The 16,682-nt window shown below is 39.9% G+C and carries 17 protein-coding genes; 5 read left to right on the plus strand and 12 right to left on the minus strand.

Annotated features, from left to right (window positions below; translation table 11 throughout):
• Positions 1 to 3 precede the first annotated feature (3 nt).
• From ABJV04_RS10090 to ABJV04_RS10105, 4 genes are all read right to left on the minus strand, one after another.
• On the minus strand, positions 4 to 414 hold the full coding sequence (locus ABJV04_RS10090) for a biopolymer transporter ExbD (protein WP_348491397.1): 411 nt from the start codon (positions 412 to 414) through the stop codon (positions 4 to 6).
• A 129-nt stretch (positions 415 to 543) separates the two neighbouring features.
• A complete protein-coding gene (locus tag ABJV04_RS10095; protein WP_348491398.1) occupies positions 544 to 1,326 on the minus strand; it encodes a CLCA_X family protein in 783 nt (260 codons plus the stop codon).
• A 7-nt stretch (positions 1,327 to 1,333) separates the two neighbouring features.
• Positions 1,334 to 1,876 (minus strand): flavodoxin FldB, encoded by a 543-nt coding sequence (gene fldB / locus ABJV04_RS10100; RefSeq protein WP_348491399.1) that lies wholly within the window; start codon positions 1,874 to 1,876, stop codon positions 1,334 to 1,336.
• 190 nt (positions 1,877 to 2,066) lie between these two features.
• Positions 2,067 to 4,004: an alkaline phosphatase D family protein gene (locus tag ABJV04_RS10105; protein WP_348491400.1), complete on the minus strand. Its 1,938-nt coding sequence runs from the start codon at positions 4,002 to 4,004 to the stop codon at positions 2,067 to 2,069.
• A gap of 111 nt (positions 4,005 to 4,115) precedes the next feature.
• On the opposite strand from ABJV04_RS10105, the gene ABJV04_RS10110 reads away from it, so the two are divergent.
• Entirely contained in the window at positions 4,116 to 5,225 is a 1,110-nt protein-coding gene (locus ABJV04_RS10110; protein WP_348491401.1) for a hypothetical protein, read from the plus strand.
• Positions 5,226 to 5,234: 9 nt separating this feature from the next.
• Here ABJV04_RS10110 and msrA read toward each other — a convergent pair whose 3' ends face one another.
• Entirely contained in the window at positions 5,235 to 5,771 is a 537-nt protein-coding gene (msrA, locus tag ABJV04_RS10115; protein WP_348491402.1) for a peptide-methionine (S)-S-oxide reductase MsrA, read from the minus strand.
• 208 nt (positions 5,772 to 5,979) lie between these two features.
• Here msrA and ABJV04_RS10120 point away from each other — a divergent pair, with 208 nt between their 5' ends.
• Both ABJV04_RS10120 and ABJV04_RS10125 read left to right on the plus strand, forming a co-directional pair.
• Positions 5,980 to 6,714 (plus strand): SDR family NAD(P)-dependent oxidoreductase, encoded by a 735-nt coding sequence (locus ABJV04_RS10120; RefSeq protein WP_348491403.1) that lies wholly within the window; start codon positions 5,980 to 5,982, stop codon positions 6,712 to 6,714.
• 197 nt (positions 6,715 to 6,911) lie between these two features.
• On the plus strand, positions 6,912 to 8,333 hold the full coding sequence (locus tag ABJV04_RS10125; RefSeq protein ID WP_348491404.1) for a sodium-dependent transporter: 1,422 nt from the start codon (positions 6,912 to 6,914) through the stop codon (positions 8,331 to 8,333).
• A 66-nt stretch (positions 8,334 to 8,399) separates the two neighbouring features.
• On the opposite strand, the gene ABJV04_RS10130 is transcribed toward ABJV04_RS10125, so the two are convergent.
• Both ABJV04_RS10130 and ABJV04_RS10135 read right to left on the minus strand, forming a co-directional pair.
• A complete protein-coding gene (locus tag ABJV04_RS10130) occupies positions 8,400 to 9,212 on the minus strand; it encodes an NAD-dependent epimerase/dehydratase family protein (protein WP_348491405.1) in 813 nt (270 codons plus the stop codon).
• Positions 9,213 to 9,229: 17 nt separating this feature from the next.
• Positions 9,230 to 10,009 (minus strand): YggN family protein, encoded by a 780-nt coding sequence (locus ABJV04_RS10135; protein ID WP_348491406.1) that lies wholly within the window; start codon positions 10,007 to 10,009, stop codon positions 9,230 to 9,232.
• A 329-nt stretch (positions 10,010 to 10,338) separates the two neighbouring features.
• Here ABJV04_RS10135 and ABJV04_RS10140 point away from each other — a divergent pair, with 329 nt between their 5' ends.
• A complete protein-coding gene (locus tag ABJV04_RS10140) occupies positions 10,339 to 10,521 on the plus strand; it encodes a hypothetical protein (protein WP_303471126.1) in 183 nt (60 codons plus the stop codon).
• A gap of 118 nt (positions 10,522 to 10,639) precedes the next feature.
• On the opposite strand, the gene ABJV04_RS10145 is transcribed toward ABJV04_RS10140, so the two are convergent.
• From ABJV04_RS10145 to ABJV04_RS10160, 4 genes are all read right to left on the minus strand, one after another.
• On the minus strand, positions 10,640 to 11,884 hold the full coding sequence (locus tag ABJV04_RS10145; protein ID WP_348491407.1) for a mechanosensitive ion channel domain-containing protein: 1,245 nt from the start codon (positions 11,882 to 11,884) through the stop codon (positions 10,640 to 10,642).
• The gene (locus ABJV04_RS10150; protein WP_348491408.1) at positions 11,884 to 12,780 is read right to left on the minus strand and encodes an acyltransferase; all 897 of its coding nucleotides are present in this window, start codon (positions 12,778 to 12,780) and stop codon (positions 11,884 to 11,886) included. Before ABJV04_RS10150 ends, ABJV04_RS10145 begins: the two co-directional genes overlap by 1 nt.
• 6 nt (positions 12,781 to 12,786) lie before the next feature.
• Positions 12,787 to 13,695, minus strand: coding sequence for an acyltransferase (locus ABJV04_RS10155; RefSeq protein ID WP_348491409.1), 909 nt, complete (start codon positions 13,693 to 13,695; stop codon positions 12,787 to 12,789).
• A gap of 94 nt (positions 13,696 to 13,789) precedes the next feature.
• Entirely contained in the window at positions 13,790 to 14,347 is a 558-nt protein-coding gene (locus ABJV04_RS10160) for an HNH endonuclease (RefSeq protein ID WP_348491410.1), read from the minus strand.
• 358 nt (positions 14,348 to 14,705) lie between these two features.
• On the opposite strand from ABJV04_RS10160, the gene ABJV04_RS10165 reads away from it, so the two are divergent.
• Positions 14,706 to 15,995 (plus strand): ribonuclease J, encoded by a 1,290-nt coding sequence (locus tag ABJV04_RS10165; RefSeq protein WP_348491668.1) that lies wholly within the window; start codon positions 14,706 to 14,708, stop codon positions 15,993 to 15,995.
• Positions 15,996 to 16,013: 18 nt separating this feature from the next.
• Here ABJV04_RS10165 and ABJV04_RS10170 read toward each other — a convergent pair whose 3' ends face one another.
• Entirely contained in the window at positions 16,014 to 16,607 is a 594-nt protein-coding gene (locus ABJV04_RS10170; RefSeq protein ID WP_348491411.1) for a pyridoxamine 5'-phosphate oxidase family protein, read from the minus strand.
• Positions 16,608 to 16,682 lie beyond the last annotated feature (75 nt).

Raw genomic sequence — 16,682 nt, forward strand, 5'->3', positions numbered from 1 at the left:
TTATCAGCTATCTTTAACAAGAATCGACACTTTGTCTATTCCTGCTTCTTTAGCTTGGTTCATCACTTCAACCACGATACCGTGTTTAGCTTTTGAATGAGCCTGGATAGCTGCAGAATCCGTATTATTCTCTGCTAAAAAGCTTTGGATGTTTGCCACAACACGACGGATATCAACTTCACGGTTATCCATTACAATGGTACCTTGCTGATCAATTCGTATTGCCAAGGTTTTTGCATTACTTGGCGGTGGCGGCGCATCAGGAGCCTTTGGACGATTAGCCATCAAGCCAGCTTCTTTCACAAAAGACGTCGTTACAATGAAGAAAATCAACATAATAAAAACGATGTCTAGCATGGGGGTCATATCAATTTGAGCTTCGTCATCAGCGGAGCCGTGCTTTTTCTTTCTCATAAATTCAACCACAGTTACTAATCGTTAATGTCCTAGTATAGAATTACTTTGGTGCAAGAGTAAATGCGTTAAATGCAATTTGTTGATAGATTTTGGCAATTAATTTTATTTTGAGTTTAAATTTGCCCATTAATTGAGCGCTTTACCTAAAATTTTAAAATATTTCAGTATGCTAGCGTTACTTTCTAAACGATGTTGGTCGATGGGGTAAATTCCTACCTGTGCTTCAACAGTTTGTTTTGTGCCTTGTACTAAAAAAGCATTTTTGATGGCTTGATCCTGAATTGCGGCTTCAAAGGCCCTTGCTGCCATCTCTTGTGGTTGAGCAAAATAATAAAATTGTAGGCTCTTATCTGCTTTTACGCAGCGAGTGACGTAGTCGCTAGGTTCGATTCCATCGGCATCTAAAAATAACGTTTGAAACCAATGTGAAAGGGTCTGGTTTAAAGGATGTGAATGCATAGTGGCATCTTCTAGCCAAAGGCTTGAGGCAAAACCATTGGGTAATGTCGTGTTATACATTTTAGAACTAATATAATGATCGAAACCATGGAACCATTCATGGGCGAGGGCACCGCCACCGGCATTTTTAGCTAAGGATAATTGCCTTTTAGGCGCTTGGTAATGGGCACTACTATGTTTTTGTCCACCGATACCAAAAGCTAATGATAGGGTGCCGTTGAGGGATATTACCTGCTCATTAACTTGCAATATATCCATTAAATCACATAGGGCATCGAAAAAAAGATTGGCGGCCAACTGTTGTTCAGCTTGGGTTACCCACTTGCCAATTTGAATTGTTTTGAAGCCAAATATTTTACGGATATCGCCAAAACTTACGTCTGCCCCCGCCCTATGCTCTGGACCATTTCGATAAAAAGGTCGTTGGATTCTAGGGCGAATATCAGACATGGGGTAATTAGCTAAGTGGAAGTTCAGTGAGGAGTTGTTCACACCATTGGCTGATGCGTTGTTCGCTTAAATCGTATTGGTTCTCATCATCTAGCGATAGTCCAACAAAATGGCCTTTATCCGCGGTAAGTGCTTTTGAATGATTAAACTCATAACCTTGATTAGGCCAATAACCAATAAATTCACAATCAAGCACAGCAAGTTCGTCGTGTAACATACCTAACGCATCTTGAAACCAATCGGCGTAACCAATTTGGTCGCCAAGGCCGAATAGAGCCACGGTTTTGCCTTTTAGGTTTAGGGTTTTTATATCATCCCAGGTAGACTCCCAATCTTCCTGTAATTCACCAAAGTCCCACGTGGAAATACCAAACAACAAGATATCGAATGACTCTGCTTTGCTCAACGCCACGTCTTTTATGTTAAATAACTCAACTACAGGCGCGTCGAAAAGTTCATTGATTTCCGATTGGATTTTTTCCGCAGCCATTTCCGTATAACAGGTGGTAGAACCGAAAAATAAGCCAATATTTACAGCGTGTTCTGACATTTTTTTCCTCATACTTATTTCATTAAAAAAGCCGTTATTTGTCACCGGCGTTTTAACGAAAAAGGTATTCACGATTATTCAGACATTATTGTCCCTGTATGCGCTAGCAATATCCAACGATTTTTTAATTTATTCATTTGGTGATTGTCACTTTGCTTAAGGAACTTGCTGAAGGCGGGATTACAATCTGCTAATCCCGCTTAATAAACTCCACTTCTTCACCATTTGATAGCAAAACCGTGGCATCAACCTCAGTACAGTCATGGTTTACCTTTACTTGCCCGATTCCGGACCCGTTTAGGAGAGTGCTGATTTGTTGATTACTTGGGCGACGATGGCGAATTGTCATGTTTCGACGTTGGGTAAACCAATTTAAAGGTGACTTGGTTCCGAATAAAATACGGTTAAGTCGATCAAACCAGTTTAACAGCTTTGCTGGGAATTCGTTTTTGATTCCGCTACTGGTTATTTGCGTGATGTGGGGACTATTACGTCTAAATTTTAAGGTAACGTCGTAAACAAATGAATAGTGTACATCCCCAGATAGAATGACAAAGTTGGGAGGCGTTTTATAGTGTCTGAATATATTAAGGATAACACTCGCTGTGCCTTTATGGGCCATCCAGTTTTCCGCATCGACCACAAGTGCTCGACCGAAAAACGTAAAAATACGTTGAATGGTTTCAATTAGCTTAACCCCAAAAATAGGGGCTGGGGATACCATAATAACGGCGGGCTGATTAATTAACTCTTGCTGCAAATCGCACAGGGCTTCCCAATCCATTAATCCTGAAGGCTTGCTCAAACTTGATTCAGAACGCCAGCGCTGTGTCCTTGTATCTAACACGACGATTTTGGGTTGCGTATCTAAGGTATAGTGCCACTGATCCCAATGCAGTAGAATATCAATGACCTTGTCATGCTCGGTGATACCTGTATCAGAGAAAAAAGGCAGCAGTTGTTCTGCTAAGGGAGAAAGTTTGCATACATCATTTCCCCAGCCTTGACATAACCAGTAACCGATGAGGGCATTACCCACAATACGTTTGGCAAAGGCGTTGTTGTAAACGGCATCTTCCCAACCTCTGGTTAAGTTCCAGTCATCGGTTACGTCATGATCATCGAAAATCATATACACAGGAATGTGTGCCATTGCTCGACGAACTTTTGATAATCCCTGTTTGAAGTCCTCAACCCATTTCAGTTCTTCTGCGTAAGTCGCTGCAAATTGAGGGGCGATGTTTTCAGGAGTTAATGTAGTGTAGCGCCACATTTCAGGTGACCAAATTAGCGCATACATAGCTATTACTTCTGCAAAGCTTATGAGGTGGTTATTGGCATTCACCGAGGTAAATATAGGCTTCTTTTTACCTTTGAAAAAGTACGACATGACAGTTTCAGTGGTTTCATTATCTGGTAATAAAGCGGGTCGTTGATAGTAACAATGTTCGTCAGTTGGTAACTGCTTACTATTGTTAACAGTCGCACCTGGTAAATCCTCTTGGAAAAGGCCTAAGCGTTCTATTACTTGGTTTATGGCAAATAATGTGGGCCCTGCCACATCATCAATATAAGCCTGATCTCCAGATAATATAAGTAAGTCTGGTGGTGAGGTATCATTTTCAAATGATTGCTCGATGGCTTGGTCGACGGACAACATGCCGTCTTTGCTCGCGTGGTGAGGCTTACGGCACGAGCCGTGTAAAATATTTTTTATGCGTTTGTTGAAGTAAAAACTAGGGTTTTTTTGATTGCCATAAACAATATCTGGCATTAGTTCTTGCAGATTTTTACACGTCCCCTGATTGTCGGTAAATGTAATATCGTAACTATACCGACTGCCCTCCGAAAGGGCTTGTGAAAGTGTTAAGGTCGTGACATAAATGAAAGCACTTTCGCCGACTTTCACAATATTTGAGAATTGCTTAATATTCTGGTCAAATAGGATTTCAGACTGTTTGGTCCAGACTTTTGCATTGAATTCATGTTTATGGCTAACTAACATCCATATTGTCATGCTAGTTTCATCTATTGCACGCAAAATGGGTCCCGCAATAATTGGGGGGAGCGCTTGTTGTGAGTTTTGAAATTGTTGTGTTTTTTGCAAATCAATAAATAAAATAGCCACGGTTACAGCTAAGTTTGCATTAGATTTAACCGATCAATCAAATTGTTTTCTGAATTACTTGCTATTGAATCATTATAAATTTATAAACCCTGCCTAGGGAGAGGAAGGAAAATGAAAAAATTTGGTCTATTAATAATTATTGTCACGGGGTTAATCAGTTGTGCAACAACGACGTTTAAACCTGAACTGATTTCTCTAAAAGGGCAATGGTTAACTGAGTCAAACGGCGAAGTCATGTTAAACCCACAAACCTCTGGGCTGAAAGCTTGGAGAGGGAAATTACTTTCTGTTTCAGATGGAAGTGCTCACATTTCGCAACGTAAGCAGTTGCATATTATCGACCCTCAAAGTGCCGTGGTAGCGGAACAATCGTTATTATTTAAAATGTCAGACAATGTTCAACAAAGTTGTTTTGCCGATTATTTAAATGACTCTCCTGATTTAGAAGCCCTAGCTGTTGACCCCCAAAATGACAAAGTTTTTGTGGTTGTTACTGAAGATGCGACCCGCAGTAAAACCATGTCTGATAGCTGTTTCGAAAAATATCAAGGTAGCGGTTCAACGGATTATCCTAGTTTGTTAGTTAGACTTGAATTACAAGACGACAATAGCCTTTTGATGACCAATGTCAGACCCCTGCAATTCAAAGCCTCCTACCATATTGGAAACTTCCCCAATGATGGTATTGAAGGGTTAGCGTTTGGACTGGATGGCACTTTATATCTTGGCAAAGAAAAAGACGAAAAAGTGCAAGCTAGAATCTTTTCCGTAAAAGTTGATGAGCAATTTTGGAACTCCGATGATTTTGCACAAGTAACTGACGTAGAACTTAACCTGCCACATTATGAAAAAGGTAATCACCCTGTGAATGGTATGGACTATTTACCGAGGGATAACCATCCAGGCTACTTGGTTGCTGCTGCGAGAAATGACAACGATATTTGGTTAATAGATTTAGCCAAGAAACACCCTACCTTAGTGATTCCTGTTGAATTTTATGCACCTACTGACTCAAACGACGCAAGTTGTGACGAGTGGGAATTGATGCACAACGCTTCACTAGAAGGTGTTGCTGTAGACGGTGACCGAATTTGGATGATTAATGATCCTTGGAAAAAGAATTATACAAAAAATGTAATTTGTGAATCCAATCGCGGTAAATATGAAAAAATGGCACCGTTAATGTTCTCGATGCCAGTTAATCCATTGTGGTTTAAGTAAGTCGTTTAATTACTTCAGGCGACTCGCAAAATTTTGTTTAAATTTTGCGAGTTTAGGGGCCACCACCATATTGCAGTACTGGTTCTGAGGATTTTTACTAAAATAATCCTGATGATAGTCTTCAGCTTGATAATAATTATTAATCTGTGTCACTTCAGTAACAACAGGATCAGGCCAGATTTTTTGTTCTTCAACTTCAGTAATAATCTCTTCCGCTAGCTTTTTTTGCTCGTCATTGTGATAAAAAATTGCGCTTCGATACTGGCTGCCAACATCATTGCCCTGCCGATTTAGCTGAGTGGGATTATGTAACGCAAAAAATATTTCTAATACATCTCGATATGAAATCTTGTCTTCGTCAAAGTTGACTCTTACTACCTCAGCATGACCTGTTGAGCCAGAGCAAACTTGCTCGTAAGTTGGGTTGTCTACATGACCTGCAGCGTAACCCGAATAGGCCGATTGGATTCCTTCGACTGAATTGAACGCTGACTCAAGGCACCAGAAACAGCCACCTGCCAGAGTTGCTTGTTGAATATTTGCCATTTTTTCCTCAGATATCTAATTAGTGAATTTGTTTGGGATTAACATGGTCATGAAATTAGTTTAGTTCAAGGCATCCACAACAGATAGTTTTGCGTACTAGACTATATTCGTATCCATCAACAATGAGATGGTGCGGTGAATGAAAGGTTAACCTAAGGAACTAACGGCGTTAAGCCGCCGAATTTTAAGCAAAGAGGTAGATACTGTCATGTCGAAAAAAAATGCGTTAATTATTGGTAGCTCCTCAGGAATTGGCGCGGAATTGGTGCGGCAATTATGTAATAACAGTTACTTTGATAACGTGCATGCAGTTTCACGGAATGTACTGAGGTTTTCTCACCCCAAACTGTGTTCGCATCAGGCAGAAAGTAGTGATGAAAACCAAGTTGAAAATATCTGTCAAACCCTACAAAAACATGGCCCCTTTACCCTAGTCGTTTGTTGTATTGGTATGCTTCATTTAGATGGGCAAGATGAACACATAAAACCAGAAAAAAGACTAGAGGATTTATCGGCTAAGCAATTAGAGTCTTATTTCAACGTTAATACTCTTGCGCCCATGATGTGGATGAAACATCTGCCCAAGCTTTTTTCTCCATCTTTTGATTCTCACGTTGTTTTCCTATCTGCTAGAGTTGCTAGTATTGAGGATAATAAGCTTGGTGGTTGGTATGGATATAGAGCGAGTAAAGCCGCTTTAAATATGCTGATAAAAACCAGTCAGGTGGAGTACCAACGTCGATTTAAAACCGTTCAAATCGTAGCCTATCATCCTGGTACAGTTGATACGGGCCTATCTAAACCTTTTCAAGCTAACGTACCTAATAACAAGTTATTTTCAGTGAGTTTTACGGTGGAAAAATTACTTTCACACTTAGCAACCTTAGACATTAATAATGCACCACACTTTATTGATTGGGACAATAAGCCCATTCCGTGGTGAATGTGATCGGTTATGTGAGCAATAAAAGCGTGCAAACTTTTAATAACAGGTTTTTGCTTCCCCTAGTTTTTTAAGTGAAAGACATTTTAAAATTAGACTGTTAACATCGTCATTCTAACCTAAAAACAATAAGGTTGATTAAACCCCATTAAATTGAAGCTAATGGGAGTCAACAACCAATAAGAAAGGAAAATATTATGGCAGCAGATCGTGAGCAGTTTGGTTCTCGTCTCGGATTCATTTTAGCCGCGGCTGGGTCCGCAGTGGGTATTGGTAACATGGTGGGATTCCCCGTTGCTGCTACTAAAAATGGGGGAGGGGCCTTCTTACTCATTTATGCGCTTTTTGTTGCATTAATTTGTTTACCTGTAATGTTAGCCGAAATGTCGGTAGGTCGACGAAGCCGAATGGACCCTCTTAACGCCTATGTGAAATTGAGCAAGAATCAATTGCACTGGCGAATGGCGGGATGGTTGTCCATCATTACTCCTTTTATGATCGCGGTGTTTTATCTCGTCATTACCGTATGGATTTTTGGCTACCTTTTTCAAATAGGCTCTGGGAACCTAGATAAACTAGCTGATCCCTCCACATTTACTGACTTTGTTAAATCATCTCACTTATTTATTTATATGGTGGGTGTTTTAGCTGTGGTGTATTTGATTTTACAAGGTGGGGTCAAACAAGGCATCGAAAAAGCAGCCAAAGTAATGATGCCAGCATTGTTTGTGATGCTAATAGGTTTAGTGATTTTTGTTCTTACCTTAGATAATGCCTTTGCTGGTGTCGAATATTATCTGGTGCCAGACTTTAGTAAAATTAATGCCTCTGTGGTTAGCGCTGCGTTGTCTCAGGCATTCTTCTCATTGTCTTTGGGGATGGGGATCATGATCACCTATGGTTCCTATTTAGATAGCAAGAGTGATGTACCAGGATCAGCAAAGTTCGTGGCTTTGGCCGATACCGGAGTTGCATTCATTGCTGGACTTTTAATTCTTCCTGCGGTGTTCTCTTTTAACCCTAATACCAATACTGCTGAGTTAAGTGACTCCTCTGTAGGAATGATTTTTACCTTCTTACCGAAGATCTTTTTAGCCTTACAAGCATCAATTGGCTATGTCGGGGCGAGTGTCGTTGCGGGGTTGTTTTTCTTACTCGTCTTCTTTGCTGCTATCACTTCCTTAGTCTCAATATTCGAAGTGCCAGTAGCGTCTTATATGGAATCAAAAAAGGTCGGCCGTAAAAAAGCCCTAGGGGTAATGGGCTTGCTATTAGTTGTCACCTCTGGTGTAACGTCATTGTCATTTGGTATTTGGGACCCGGTTACCTCATTGACCAGCTACGCGGGCTTGAATAAGTCATTGTTCGACATCATCGTCGATGTTTTCTATGACACAATTCTGCCTCTAAACGGCTTACTGATCTGTTTATTCGTCATTTATCGTTGGAAAAAAGAGAACTTTAATGCCGAGTTAGATGAAGGGGCTCCTAATTACAAAGGTAGCTTCTTTGAACGATACGTTGATTTTTCGGTAGGGACTTTTATTCCTCTGATACTGCTTCTAGTCTTTATTAACACCGTTGCTTTGAAATATTTTGGTAAGGCTTTGGTTGGCTAGTTCGAATGTCGTGTAATTCGGAGCCGGTCAAACGACCGGCTTTTTTATGCAGGGTTTTCGCACGCCCTAAAACATATCGTAGGGGCTGGGATAGACGAGCGCCATTTCTAGGGCGTTAAGGGTAAATTCACTATTTATACATTTGCCTGAGGGTAATGATAAGTCTTCAACAAACTCCGGCGGTGCCAATTTCATTGCGGTTGCAGCATCCGTATAATATTGCTGTCGCGTGGGGTGCTCAAGACTACACAAATGGTAAGTTTGACCAAATTTATTGCTGTTAATTATCTTTTCAATGGCACGAATAACGTCCTCTCTATGAACTAGGTTCACACGTTGTTGACCATTTTCAATGTGTTTTCTCGCACTTAAACTGCGTGCAGGGTGTCGGTCTGGTGAAACTAATCCCCCTAATCGAAGAATGCAGGCATTTTGCTGAAACAAGCTACGAACGCAGTTTTCAATTTCAACGTGGATTTTGCCACTTTGTGTTTGAGGAGCAACAGGCGTGTATTCGTAAATAGTTCCCTCGGTGTTGCCGTAAACCGCAGTAGTGGAAATGAAAAGCACATTCTGAATACCTTTGTATTTAGCTGTAGAGAGCAAGGCTCGCATGTTCTGGCTAAAGGTGTCTAATGAAGGTGATTTTCTACCTGGCGGGATATTTAGGATCAATGTTTGCGCATTGAATAAATGAGTTAATTGCTGAGTGTCTAAGTTATCTCCAAGTTCATATTGGATTGCCGAAATCCCTATTTCTTGTAACTTGTTAACTTCAGTGCCAGAACGCTTTGTGGCCACTATTGTGTGGCCACTTTTAGTTAATGCTTGGGCAAGTGGTAAACCTAACCAACCCGCCCCAATAATTGCAATTTTCACGATTTTTAATGAGTTCCTTACATTCTGCGGTCAGAATCAACAGTAATCAGGTTTAACCCAGACAACGCTTGCATTGAATTTTGTAGGTTATTTTCAACGATATCAATTTTCGCTAAACTCATGCAAAATGCATCAGCTTTTTGCTCTAGATTACCCGCTCTTGCTTCAATTTTTTGTTCAATATCTTGACCAAAGTTATCCATACGTTGACTAAAGTCATCTGTATCACCATCACCAAATATAAGCTCAGTTCCTAAGGCGATCATCAAATGACCTATGGACGCGGTAACAACTTCTTCAACCGTATCTTCAAAATCTTGTTCCCACTGTGCGCCGAGGAAATCTCCATCTGAGAAGTTGGTTGAATCTAATTGAATACTGCCATCGTCAGCGTAAAAGTTATATTCGATTTTCTGTTTAACGTCATCTAGCTTGCTTTGGATTTTTTCAACGGCGCTGCTATCCGTTCCCAGTAAATTACCCAAGACTTCGGATACTGCTACATTGGCAATTGCAACTCCCTCTAAAGCAAGGTCAGCAGCCTCAGGAACAGCATTGTAAATACCATTATAATACTCAGATACCCAGCGTTCTTGATTTTTGTCGACATCCATACGTTGGCCATTTACAAAAAGCTTCTCGCCAGCGTCTATTTTAATTATATCGTTATCTTCTGTGGTAACGGTCAACACGTTATTCATCAATGAAACTTGACCGTTCATACTAACGTCGCACTCATTGGCTGCCACTGTGCCAGATAGCAATAATAAACTTGCGGCGATCACTGATTGTTTCATAATTTTTCCTTTGTATACTTTAACGATTTTAGACAGTGGCTTTAGCACACACCGCCTGTGATGATTAGTTATGGCTATAGAGTAGCAACACTCTAGCCACTTTTTAAAAGCTTTTTAAAATCAAGTGGTTAGTGTGTTTTTATGGTTTCATTGAGGCGGAGTTAGTGTAAGTGAGTAGGAAGATATGCTAAATGTTAGTCAATTTCACTACATTCTTTTGGCTATTATATATTGAAGAATATTTTAACTGTTTGATATAGATCACTCCCCCAATTAATGATTTTGGTGCATAATATACGGAGTTTAACGTTAATTAATTTGGAGATAGCATGGTTGATGCCGTTTTGTTTGGAATAACTGTTCTTGTGTTTGTATTAGGCACAACTTGTTTAATTATGGGCTTTCTACCTTCCCCAGCTGGTGGAATGCGTGAAAAAGTAGAGTATGGCTTTTTTGGCGTTACAGGTTTAGTTGCAACACTACTGTTGTCTGTAGCCATCGCCTGGAGCTAAATCCACTCTGTTTACCAGAGACTTGAACGCTGACGAATGTATTTGAAAAGAGTACCATTAGTCAGCGTTTTTTTATGTCTGCAATTTGCTTTAAAGCATACTTTTGAAAGCTTGGGCTTTAGGATTTGTCACTGACTCTTTGATAAGCTCTAAGGTTGAATACAGGTAACATAGCTAAACAGTGGTCAAATATATCTGCTTGAACCCCTTCATAATTGACCCAATTTTTATCAGCACAAAAGCAATATATCTCTAACGGCAAACCCGTTTCGGTGGGGGGTAACTGTCGAACCATCATCGTCATTTCTTTGTTAAGTTGCATATGGTGTTGCAAATATGCATTAACGTAAGCCCTATAGGTACCTATATTGGTTAATCGACGACTGTTTAATAAGTCTTGCTCATCAATATGTTGTTGATTGTGATAATCCCGCAGAAGCTGAATTTTAGACTCAATATAATCACTGATGTATCTAATTTTTTTATATTCAGCAAGGGTTTCAGCATCACAAAACTCAATACTATTAATATCGATTTGAATTGCACGTTTTATGCGTCTGCCACCTGATTCAGACATACCACGCCAGTTTTTGACTGAATCGCTAATCAAAGTGTAAGTGGGGATTGTTGAGATTGTCTTATCCCAATTTTGCACTTTCACTGTTGTTAAGCCCACTTCTAAAACTTCACCATCAGCACCGTATTTTTGTAGTTCAATCCAATCACCATTATTTACCATTCGATTGGCTGCGATCTGAATTCCCGCGACAAAACCGAGAATAGTATCTCTGAACAATAACAATAAAACCGCGGTAACAGCACCTAAGCCTGATAGCAATAACAGCGGAGATTTATTAAGCAAATTGGAGATAATTAGTAGTACTGCAACAATCACTACTACCAGTTTAGCCACTTGAATAAACCCGGTTATTGGGGCTCGCTTGGCTAATTCTGAGGCATTGTAAATATCTTCAATAGTGTTAAATAATGCACTACTTGACCACACAACAGAGATGGCTATATAAACCAGCATGGATTTTTGAATAAAGGCGTAAAGAATATTCGAACTGTCCAGGAAAACTGGGGTTAATAAGAACATTACCAAAGCTGGCACTATATGCCCAATTCGAGTGAAAAAACCATGTTTATGGAGTTCGTTATCCCAGTTATTTCGGCTCAAAGAAACGATCCGAGAGATACGCCCGCGCATTAGCAAACGGGTCAACATAAAGGCGATAGTGGCTACGCCTAAAGATAGTAAAATAGCGGAACTTTGATATAACCAACTATGTTCAGTGATACCGACATCAATGGTACTTAAATTTGTCAGTAACCAATCTTTTACTTTCTCTTGTTTAAGCATTATTTTGAATTACCTACTTGTGAAATAAACTTATCTTTACTGGACCATAACTGGTTCAACCAAGTTTGAAAGCGACCTTTAAATTCAACATCATTAAAATAGTCCCCAATCACTTCATCTGTCACTGGCAAAACATCAATATGAATAAATACCCGAGTAAGATTACCGCAAAGCATATCCATCATCGGATGCTTAGTATTTTCGGGGTACAAAATCGTGACATTTAAAATGTTGGTAAATTGCTCTCCCATTGTCGCTAAAGTAAAAGCAACCCCACCGGCTTTTGGTGGCAGTAAATTTTGATATTGACTAGCCTTGACGAGTTGTTTTTTGGGCGTGAATCTTGAGCCTTCCACAAAGTTAATCACTGTAGTCGGCGTAGTTTGAAACTTTTTACAGTGCTTTCGGGTAGTTTCTATATCTTTTCCTTTCAAGTGGGGATTTTTCTCCACGAACTCTCTGCTATAGCGCTGCATAAACGGCATGCCAAGTGCCCAAGCTCCCAAGCCTACAAAAGGCAGCCAAATGAGTTCTTTTTTTAGAAAGAACTTAGGAGCCGGGATCCGAGAAGCGGCAAATTCAATTAATAAAATGATATCCAAATAACTCAGGTGATTTGGCATCATTAAATACCAGTTGTCTTTACTTAACTCACCTTCAACTGAACAGTCCCATTGGACGTTATTAGTTAGACGTATGAGCTTGATACTCACCACACCAAAAGCAAACATCATAAAGTGCATAATTGGGCTCAGAACCGAGTTTATCCAGTTAAAAGGCAGTAAAAATTTGACCAAGCCTAAACAGATAATTAACACAGCCCAAAAACCAAGGTTGAGCATCTGCAGGGTAAAGTGGACCGGAAACATTAAAAAAGCAGGGATAAAACTCAACATAGCGCTTTATTTACTCGAAGACATGTTCAATAGAGTCTGATCTTTTTCTAACCACAATTGATTTAACCATCGTTGGAAACGAGCACGTTGTTCGGGATTATCAAAATAATCCATGGCAAACGCATCGCTATTAAGAATATCTTCAATGGACAAGATACGAACTTTAACTTCTATCTTTTTGACTCTGCCAGAGGCAAAATCCCAAAAAGTAGGGATACCTTCTGGATAATAGATTGTTACGTCTAATAATTTGTGTAATTGGTTGCCCATGGCACTTAACACAAAAGCCATTCCGCCGGCTTTAGGTTTTAGTAGATGTTTATAAGGACCATTAAGTCGCTTTAACTTTTCTTCTGTTAAGCGGGTGCCTTCTACAAAGTTCATGATACTAACGGGTTTAGTACTGAATTTTTCACAGGCTTTTCGAGTACTTTCCATGTCTTTTCCTTTTAAATGCGGATTTTTTGCTAGGAAAGATTTTGAATAACGACTCATAAATGGGAAGTCTAGTGCCCACCACGCAATGCCTAAAAACGGAACCCAAATCAATTCCTTTTTAAGGAAAAATTTTAAAAAGGGAATTTTTCGGTTAAATATTCTCTGCAAAACAAGTATATCAACCCAAGATTGATGGTTAGAGGTCACCAAGTACCAGTCATTAAGTGTGAGTGTTTCTATGCCTTCAACATCCCACTGTGTATTCGACGTGATTCTTTGGTTTAAATTATTAATACTTATCCAAGCTGTAGCACACCCATCTAAAGGATAACTTACCAATTTCTGCCAAGTCATAATGGGAATCAGCTTTAGAAATGAAAGAAGTACAATGGGTATGACCCAAAAAACAGTATTAATGAAATAAATAATGACAGATATGGCACCAACAAAATGAGCAGTAATATTGCGGATAGACACGCTAGAATAGACCCTATTTCTCAGAATTAATGGGGGATATTGTAAACTAAATTGCAGATATTGTTATATACAATTATTGCAACAGCTAAGGGGATTATAAAATTTGCTCTAACCAACTTCTATTTCGTGAAAAGTGGTTTCCCAAAAAGGCCATTTGGTCAGCTAAAATTCGTCGATTCATCAAATAAAATCGTTCATATAAATTGGGGGTGAAAGGCACTGCAATTAACGACATTTGTGCTTCATCAGGGGTTCTTGCAGCTTTGTGGCAATTACAACGAATACAAGCTGTCGCAGCGTTAGTCCAGACATCTTTGCCGCCACGAGAACGGGGAATTATATGATCACGAGTGAGTTGGGAAGACTTAAATTTTTGTCCGCAATACATACACAGGTAATTGTCGCGGCGAAACAAATAACGATTACACAAAGATATTTTGCCATCTAAATTAGTCACTTTACCTTCGCAACCAATAATTGAAGAAAGTTGCAGACGACTTTGCACACCTTGGTTATTCCAGCCACCGAGCATGACTTTTTTACTTTCCCCTAACTCAAATAGAACGCGCTCTTGGGCATAATACTTAGCCGCTTCTTCAGGTGTTATCCACGCTTGCGGCATACCTGACTTGTTTAATCGCAGTACCAACATACACTTCCCCAATTCACTCTAGTTATTTGAAACCCGTATGAAAATAGTGTTTTTGTGATTTGGCTTTGCCAAAAACCACCTTGCAAGAATTTCAAGCCCGTATTTATCTATATGGTTTTGCAGCGGTATAAATAATATACAGTTACTGTGACAGATTTAATGCAAAAAATCTAACAATACAGTTTTGTCAAAAAACAAATATTTATTTATGTTTAAACAAAACTTTTTATGTAGCTAGTGCATAATAAGATTATGCAAGTGAATCTATAAAAGGACGGTATTTATTCAGTCTTATATTCCTGGTCGCAACGACCTATGGTTCTTACCGTTAGGTGGAACAGGTGAAATCGGTATGAACATGAACCTTTTCGGTCATGATAATCAATGGCTGATGGTAGATTGTGGTATCACGTTCGATGAGCCATTAACCCTAAAGCATGGTTGTGCAGTTGGCCCGAAGCACGATGTTGTATGTGCTGATCCCGCGTTTATTACCCGTCAGAAAGAGACCTTAGCTGGGATTGTCATTACCCATGCACACGAAGATCACATTGGCGCGTTGCCTCATCTTTGGCAACGCTTTAAATGTCCTGTTTATACAACGCCTTATACCGCTGAGATACTGCGCCGAAAGTTACGAAATACAGCTAATCAAAATATGCCAATTATTGAAGTGGTATCCAATCAAATAGTGGATATTGGTGCGTTCAATGTTCAGTGGGTGCCAATTACTCACTCTATTCCGGAGCCCCACGGGTTAATTATACGTACCGAGGCTGGGAATATTTTCCATACTGCTGATTGGAAAATTGATAACAATCCGGTAACGGGTAAAGCTTTTAACGAACAGCCATTTAAGCAGTTGAGTAAAGAAAATATTTTAGCCATGATTTGCGATTCAACTAATGCCACAAAAAGCGGTTATTCTGTATCCGAAGGTGCGTGTTATCGAGGTTTGAAGCAATTGGTAGATGGGGCTGAGGGGCGCGTAGTTGTAGGCTGTTTTAGTAGTAATATTGCGCGACTGATAACCTTAGCGAAAATTGCAAAAAATACAGGTCGTTACCTAGCTTTACTCGGACGTTCACTGCAAAACACCGTGGGAGCGGCCAAAGCAACCGGGCATTGGCCCGACGATTTAACCATTATTGATGCCTATCATAGTGGCTATTTACCGTCCAATGAAGTGCTCGCGGTTGCAACCGGCAGTCAGGGAGAGCCTCGAGCAGCTATGTCTCGGCTCGCCCAGGACAACTATCGTGATTTATCTCTTGATGAAGGCGATTTAGTGATTTTTAGTTCTATTATCATCCCTGGCAATGAAAAAGACGTAGAGACTCTCATTAAAGCGTTTAAAGCACGCAAAATAAAAACGGTTTTGTCAGATGACAGTGAACTCCCCATTCACGCTTCTGGACATCCTTGCGAGGAAGAATTGAAATTAATGTACAGCTGGGTGAGACCGCAAGTTGCAGTGCCTACCCATGGTGAGGAGATGCATATGCAACGAAATGCTTATTTAGCTAAACAATCAAAGGTTTTACGTACCTTGACGGGGCAAAATGGCGACATATTTTTACTTGCTCCCCAGTTAGGAGTGAAGCGCCAAGCTATCAAAACTGGACGTATTGCCCTGCAAAATAATTAGCCAAAGTTGACGAAGACTTTATGGGTTCACCTTGATAGTTTGCCAACTATCGTCACTGTATACATAACGACTGCGTTTATGGGGAGTTGGTTTTAGTTGCAAATGATCTACCGCTAAAACTGAAAACACCAATAAACAAAAGTTGTCACTTATTTGCTCGGTGTGTTTGTTTTCATCAACTCGTCCCTGAAATTCGTCATCAAGCCCTAAAACTTCCCCAGGTGTATCCCAGTAGTAGGAGTGTTTTGCACTGACGGAAAGGTTCTGCCAATGTTGTAAGCGAAGTGACTGCTGTAGATCGCTGTTAGCAGTGACGACCTTAACCTTACCAGTCAAACGATATTGCTCTCTGGATTGGCTAAAGTACCAACATATTTGAGCTTGGTTATGAGCCCATATGTGCTGAATTTTTTGGCTACGTATATCAGTGTGAATTAATAACGAAGCGCTTGAGTCCACAAAGCCGCGAAAAACCACTGTTCTTACTTCGGGATGGTTTTCACTGTTTATAGTGGCTAGTTGCAGATATTTTGCTTCTGGTAATGCTTGGTTCTCATTTAATGAACCCTGAAGAGTTTGTAGCCAACTAGTGGCACTTTTATTGTTATTCATTTTTTCGTTCAACTTTTTCTAACCCATGCTAGTAAAAATATTGCACAAGGTATTTAATTTTTGAGTTACACGGTA

Origin of the sequence: Aliiglaciecola sp. (genome assembly GCF_039982535.1) — a bacterium.
Taxonomy (GTDB): domain Bacteria; phylum Pseudomonadota; class Gammaproteobacteria; order Enterobacterales; family Alteromonadaceae; genus Aliiglaciecola.

Bases quoted from the DNA above. Each gene is read 5' to 3' on its own strand.
- ABJV04_RS10125 (WP_348491404.1), top strand. From the start codon at position 6,912: ATGGCAGCAGATCGTGAGCAGTTTGGTTCTCGTCTCGGATTCATTTTA.
- ABJV04_RS10110 (WP_348491401.1), top strand. From the start codon at position 4,116: ATGAAAAAATTTGGTCTATTAATAATTATTGTCACGGGGTTAATCAGT.
- ABJV04_RS10140 (WP_303471126.1), top strand. From the start codon at position 10,339: ATGGTTGATGCCGTTTTGTTTGGAATAACTGTTCTTGTGTTTGTATTA.
- ABJV04_RS10090 (WP_348491397.1), bottom strand. From the start codon at position 414: ATGAGAAAGAAAAAGCACGGCTCCGCTGATGACGAAGCTCAAATTGAT.
- fldB (WP_348491399.1), bottom strand. From the start codon at position 1,876: ATGTCAGAACACGCTGTAAATATTGGCTTATTTTTCGGTTCTACCACC.
- ABJV04_RS10160 (WP_348491410.1), bottom strand. From the start codon at position 14,347: ATGTTGGTACTGCGATTAAACAAGTCAGGTATGCCGCAAGCGTGGATA.
- ABJV04_RS10170 (WP_348491411.1), bottom strand. From the start codon at position 16,607: ATGAATAACAATAAAAGTGCCACTAGTTGGCTACAAACTCTTCAGGGT.
- ABJV04_RS10135 (WP_348491406.1), bottom strand. From the start codon at position 10,009: ATGAAACAATCAGTGATCGCCGCAAGTTTATTATTGCTATCTGGCACA.
- ABJV04_RS10145 (WP_348491407.1), bottom strand. From the start codon at position 11,884: ATGCTTAAACAAGAGAAAGTAAAAGATTGGTTACTGACAAATTTAAGT.
- ABJV04_RS10095 (WP_348491398.1), bottom strand. From the start codon at position 1,326: ATGTCTGATATTCGCCCTAGAATCCAACGACCTTTTTATCGAAATGGT.
- ABJV04_RS10165 (WP_348491668.1), top strand. From the start codon at position 14,706: ATGAACCTTTTCGGTCATGATAATCAATGGCTGATGGTAGATTGTGGT.
- ABJV04_RS10120 (WP_348491403.1), top strand. From the start codon at position 5,980: ATGTCGAAAAAAAATGCGTTAATTATTGGTAGCTCCTCAGGAATTGGC.
- msrA (WP_348491402.1), bottom strand. From the start codon at position 5,771: ATGGCAAATATTCAACAAGCAACTCTGGCAGGTGGCTGTTTCTGGTGC.
- ABJV04_RS10150 (WP_348491408.1), bottom strand. From the start codon at position 12,780: ATGTTGAGTTTTATCCCTGCTTTTTTAATGTTTCCGGTCCACTTTACC.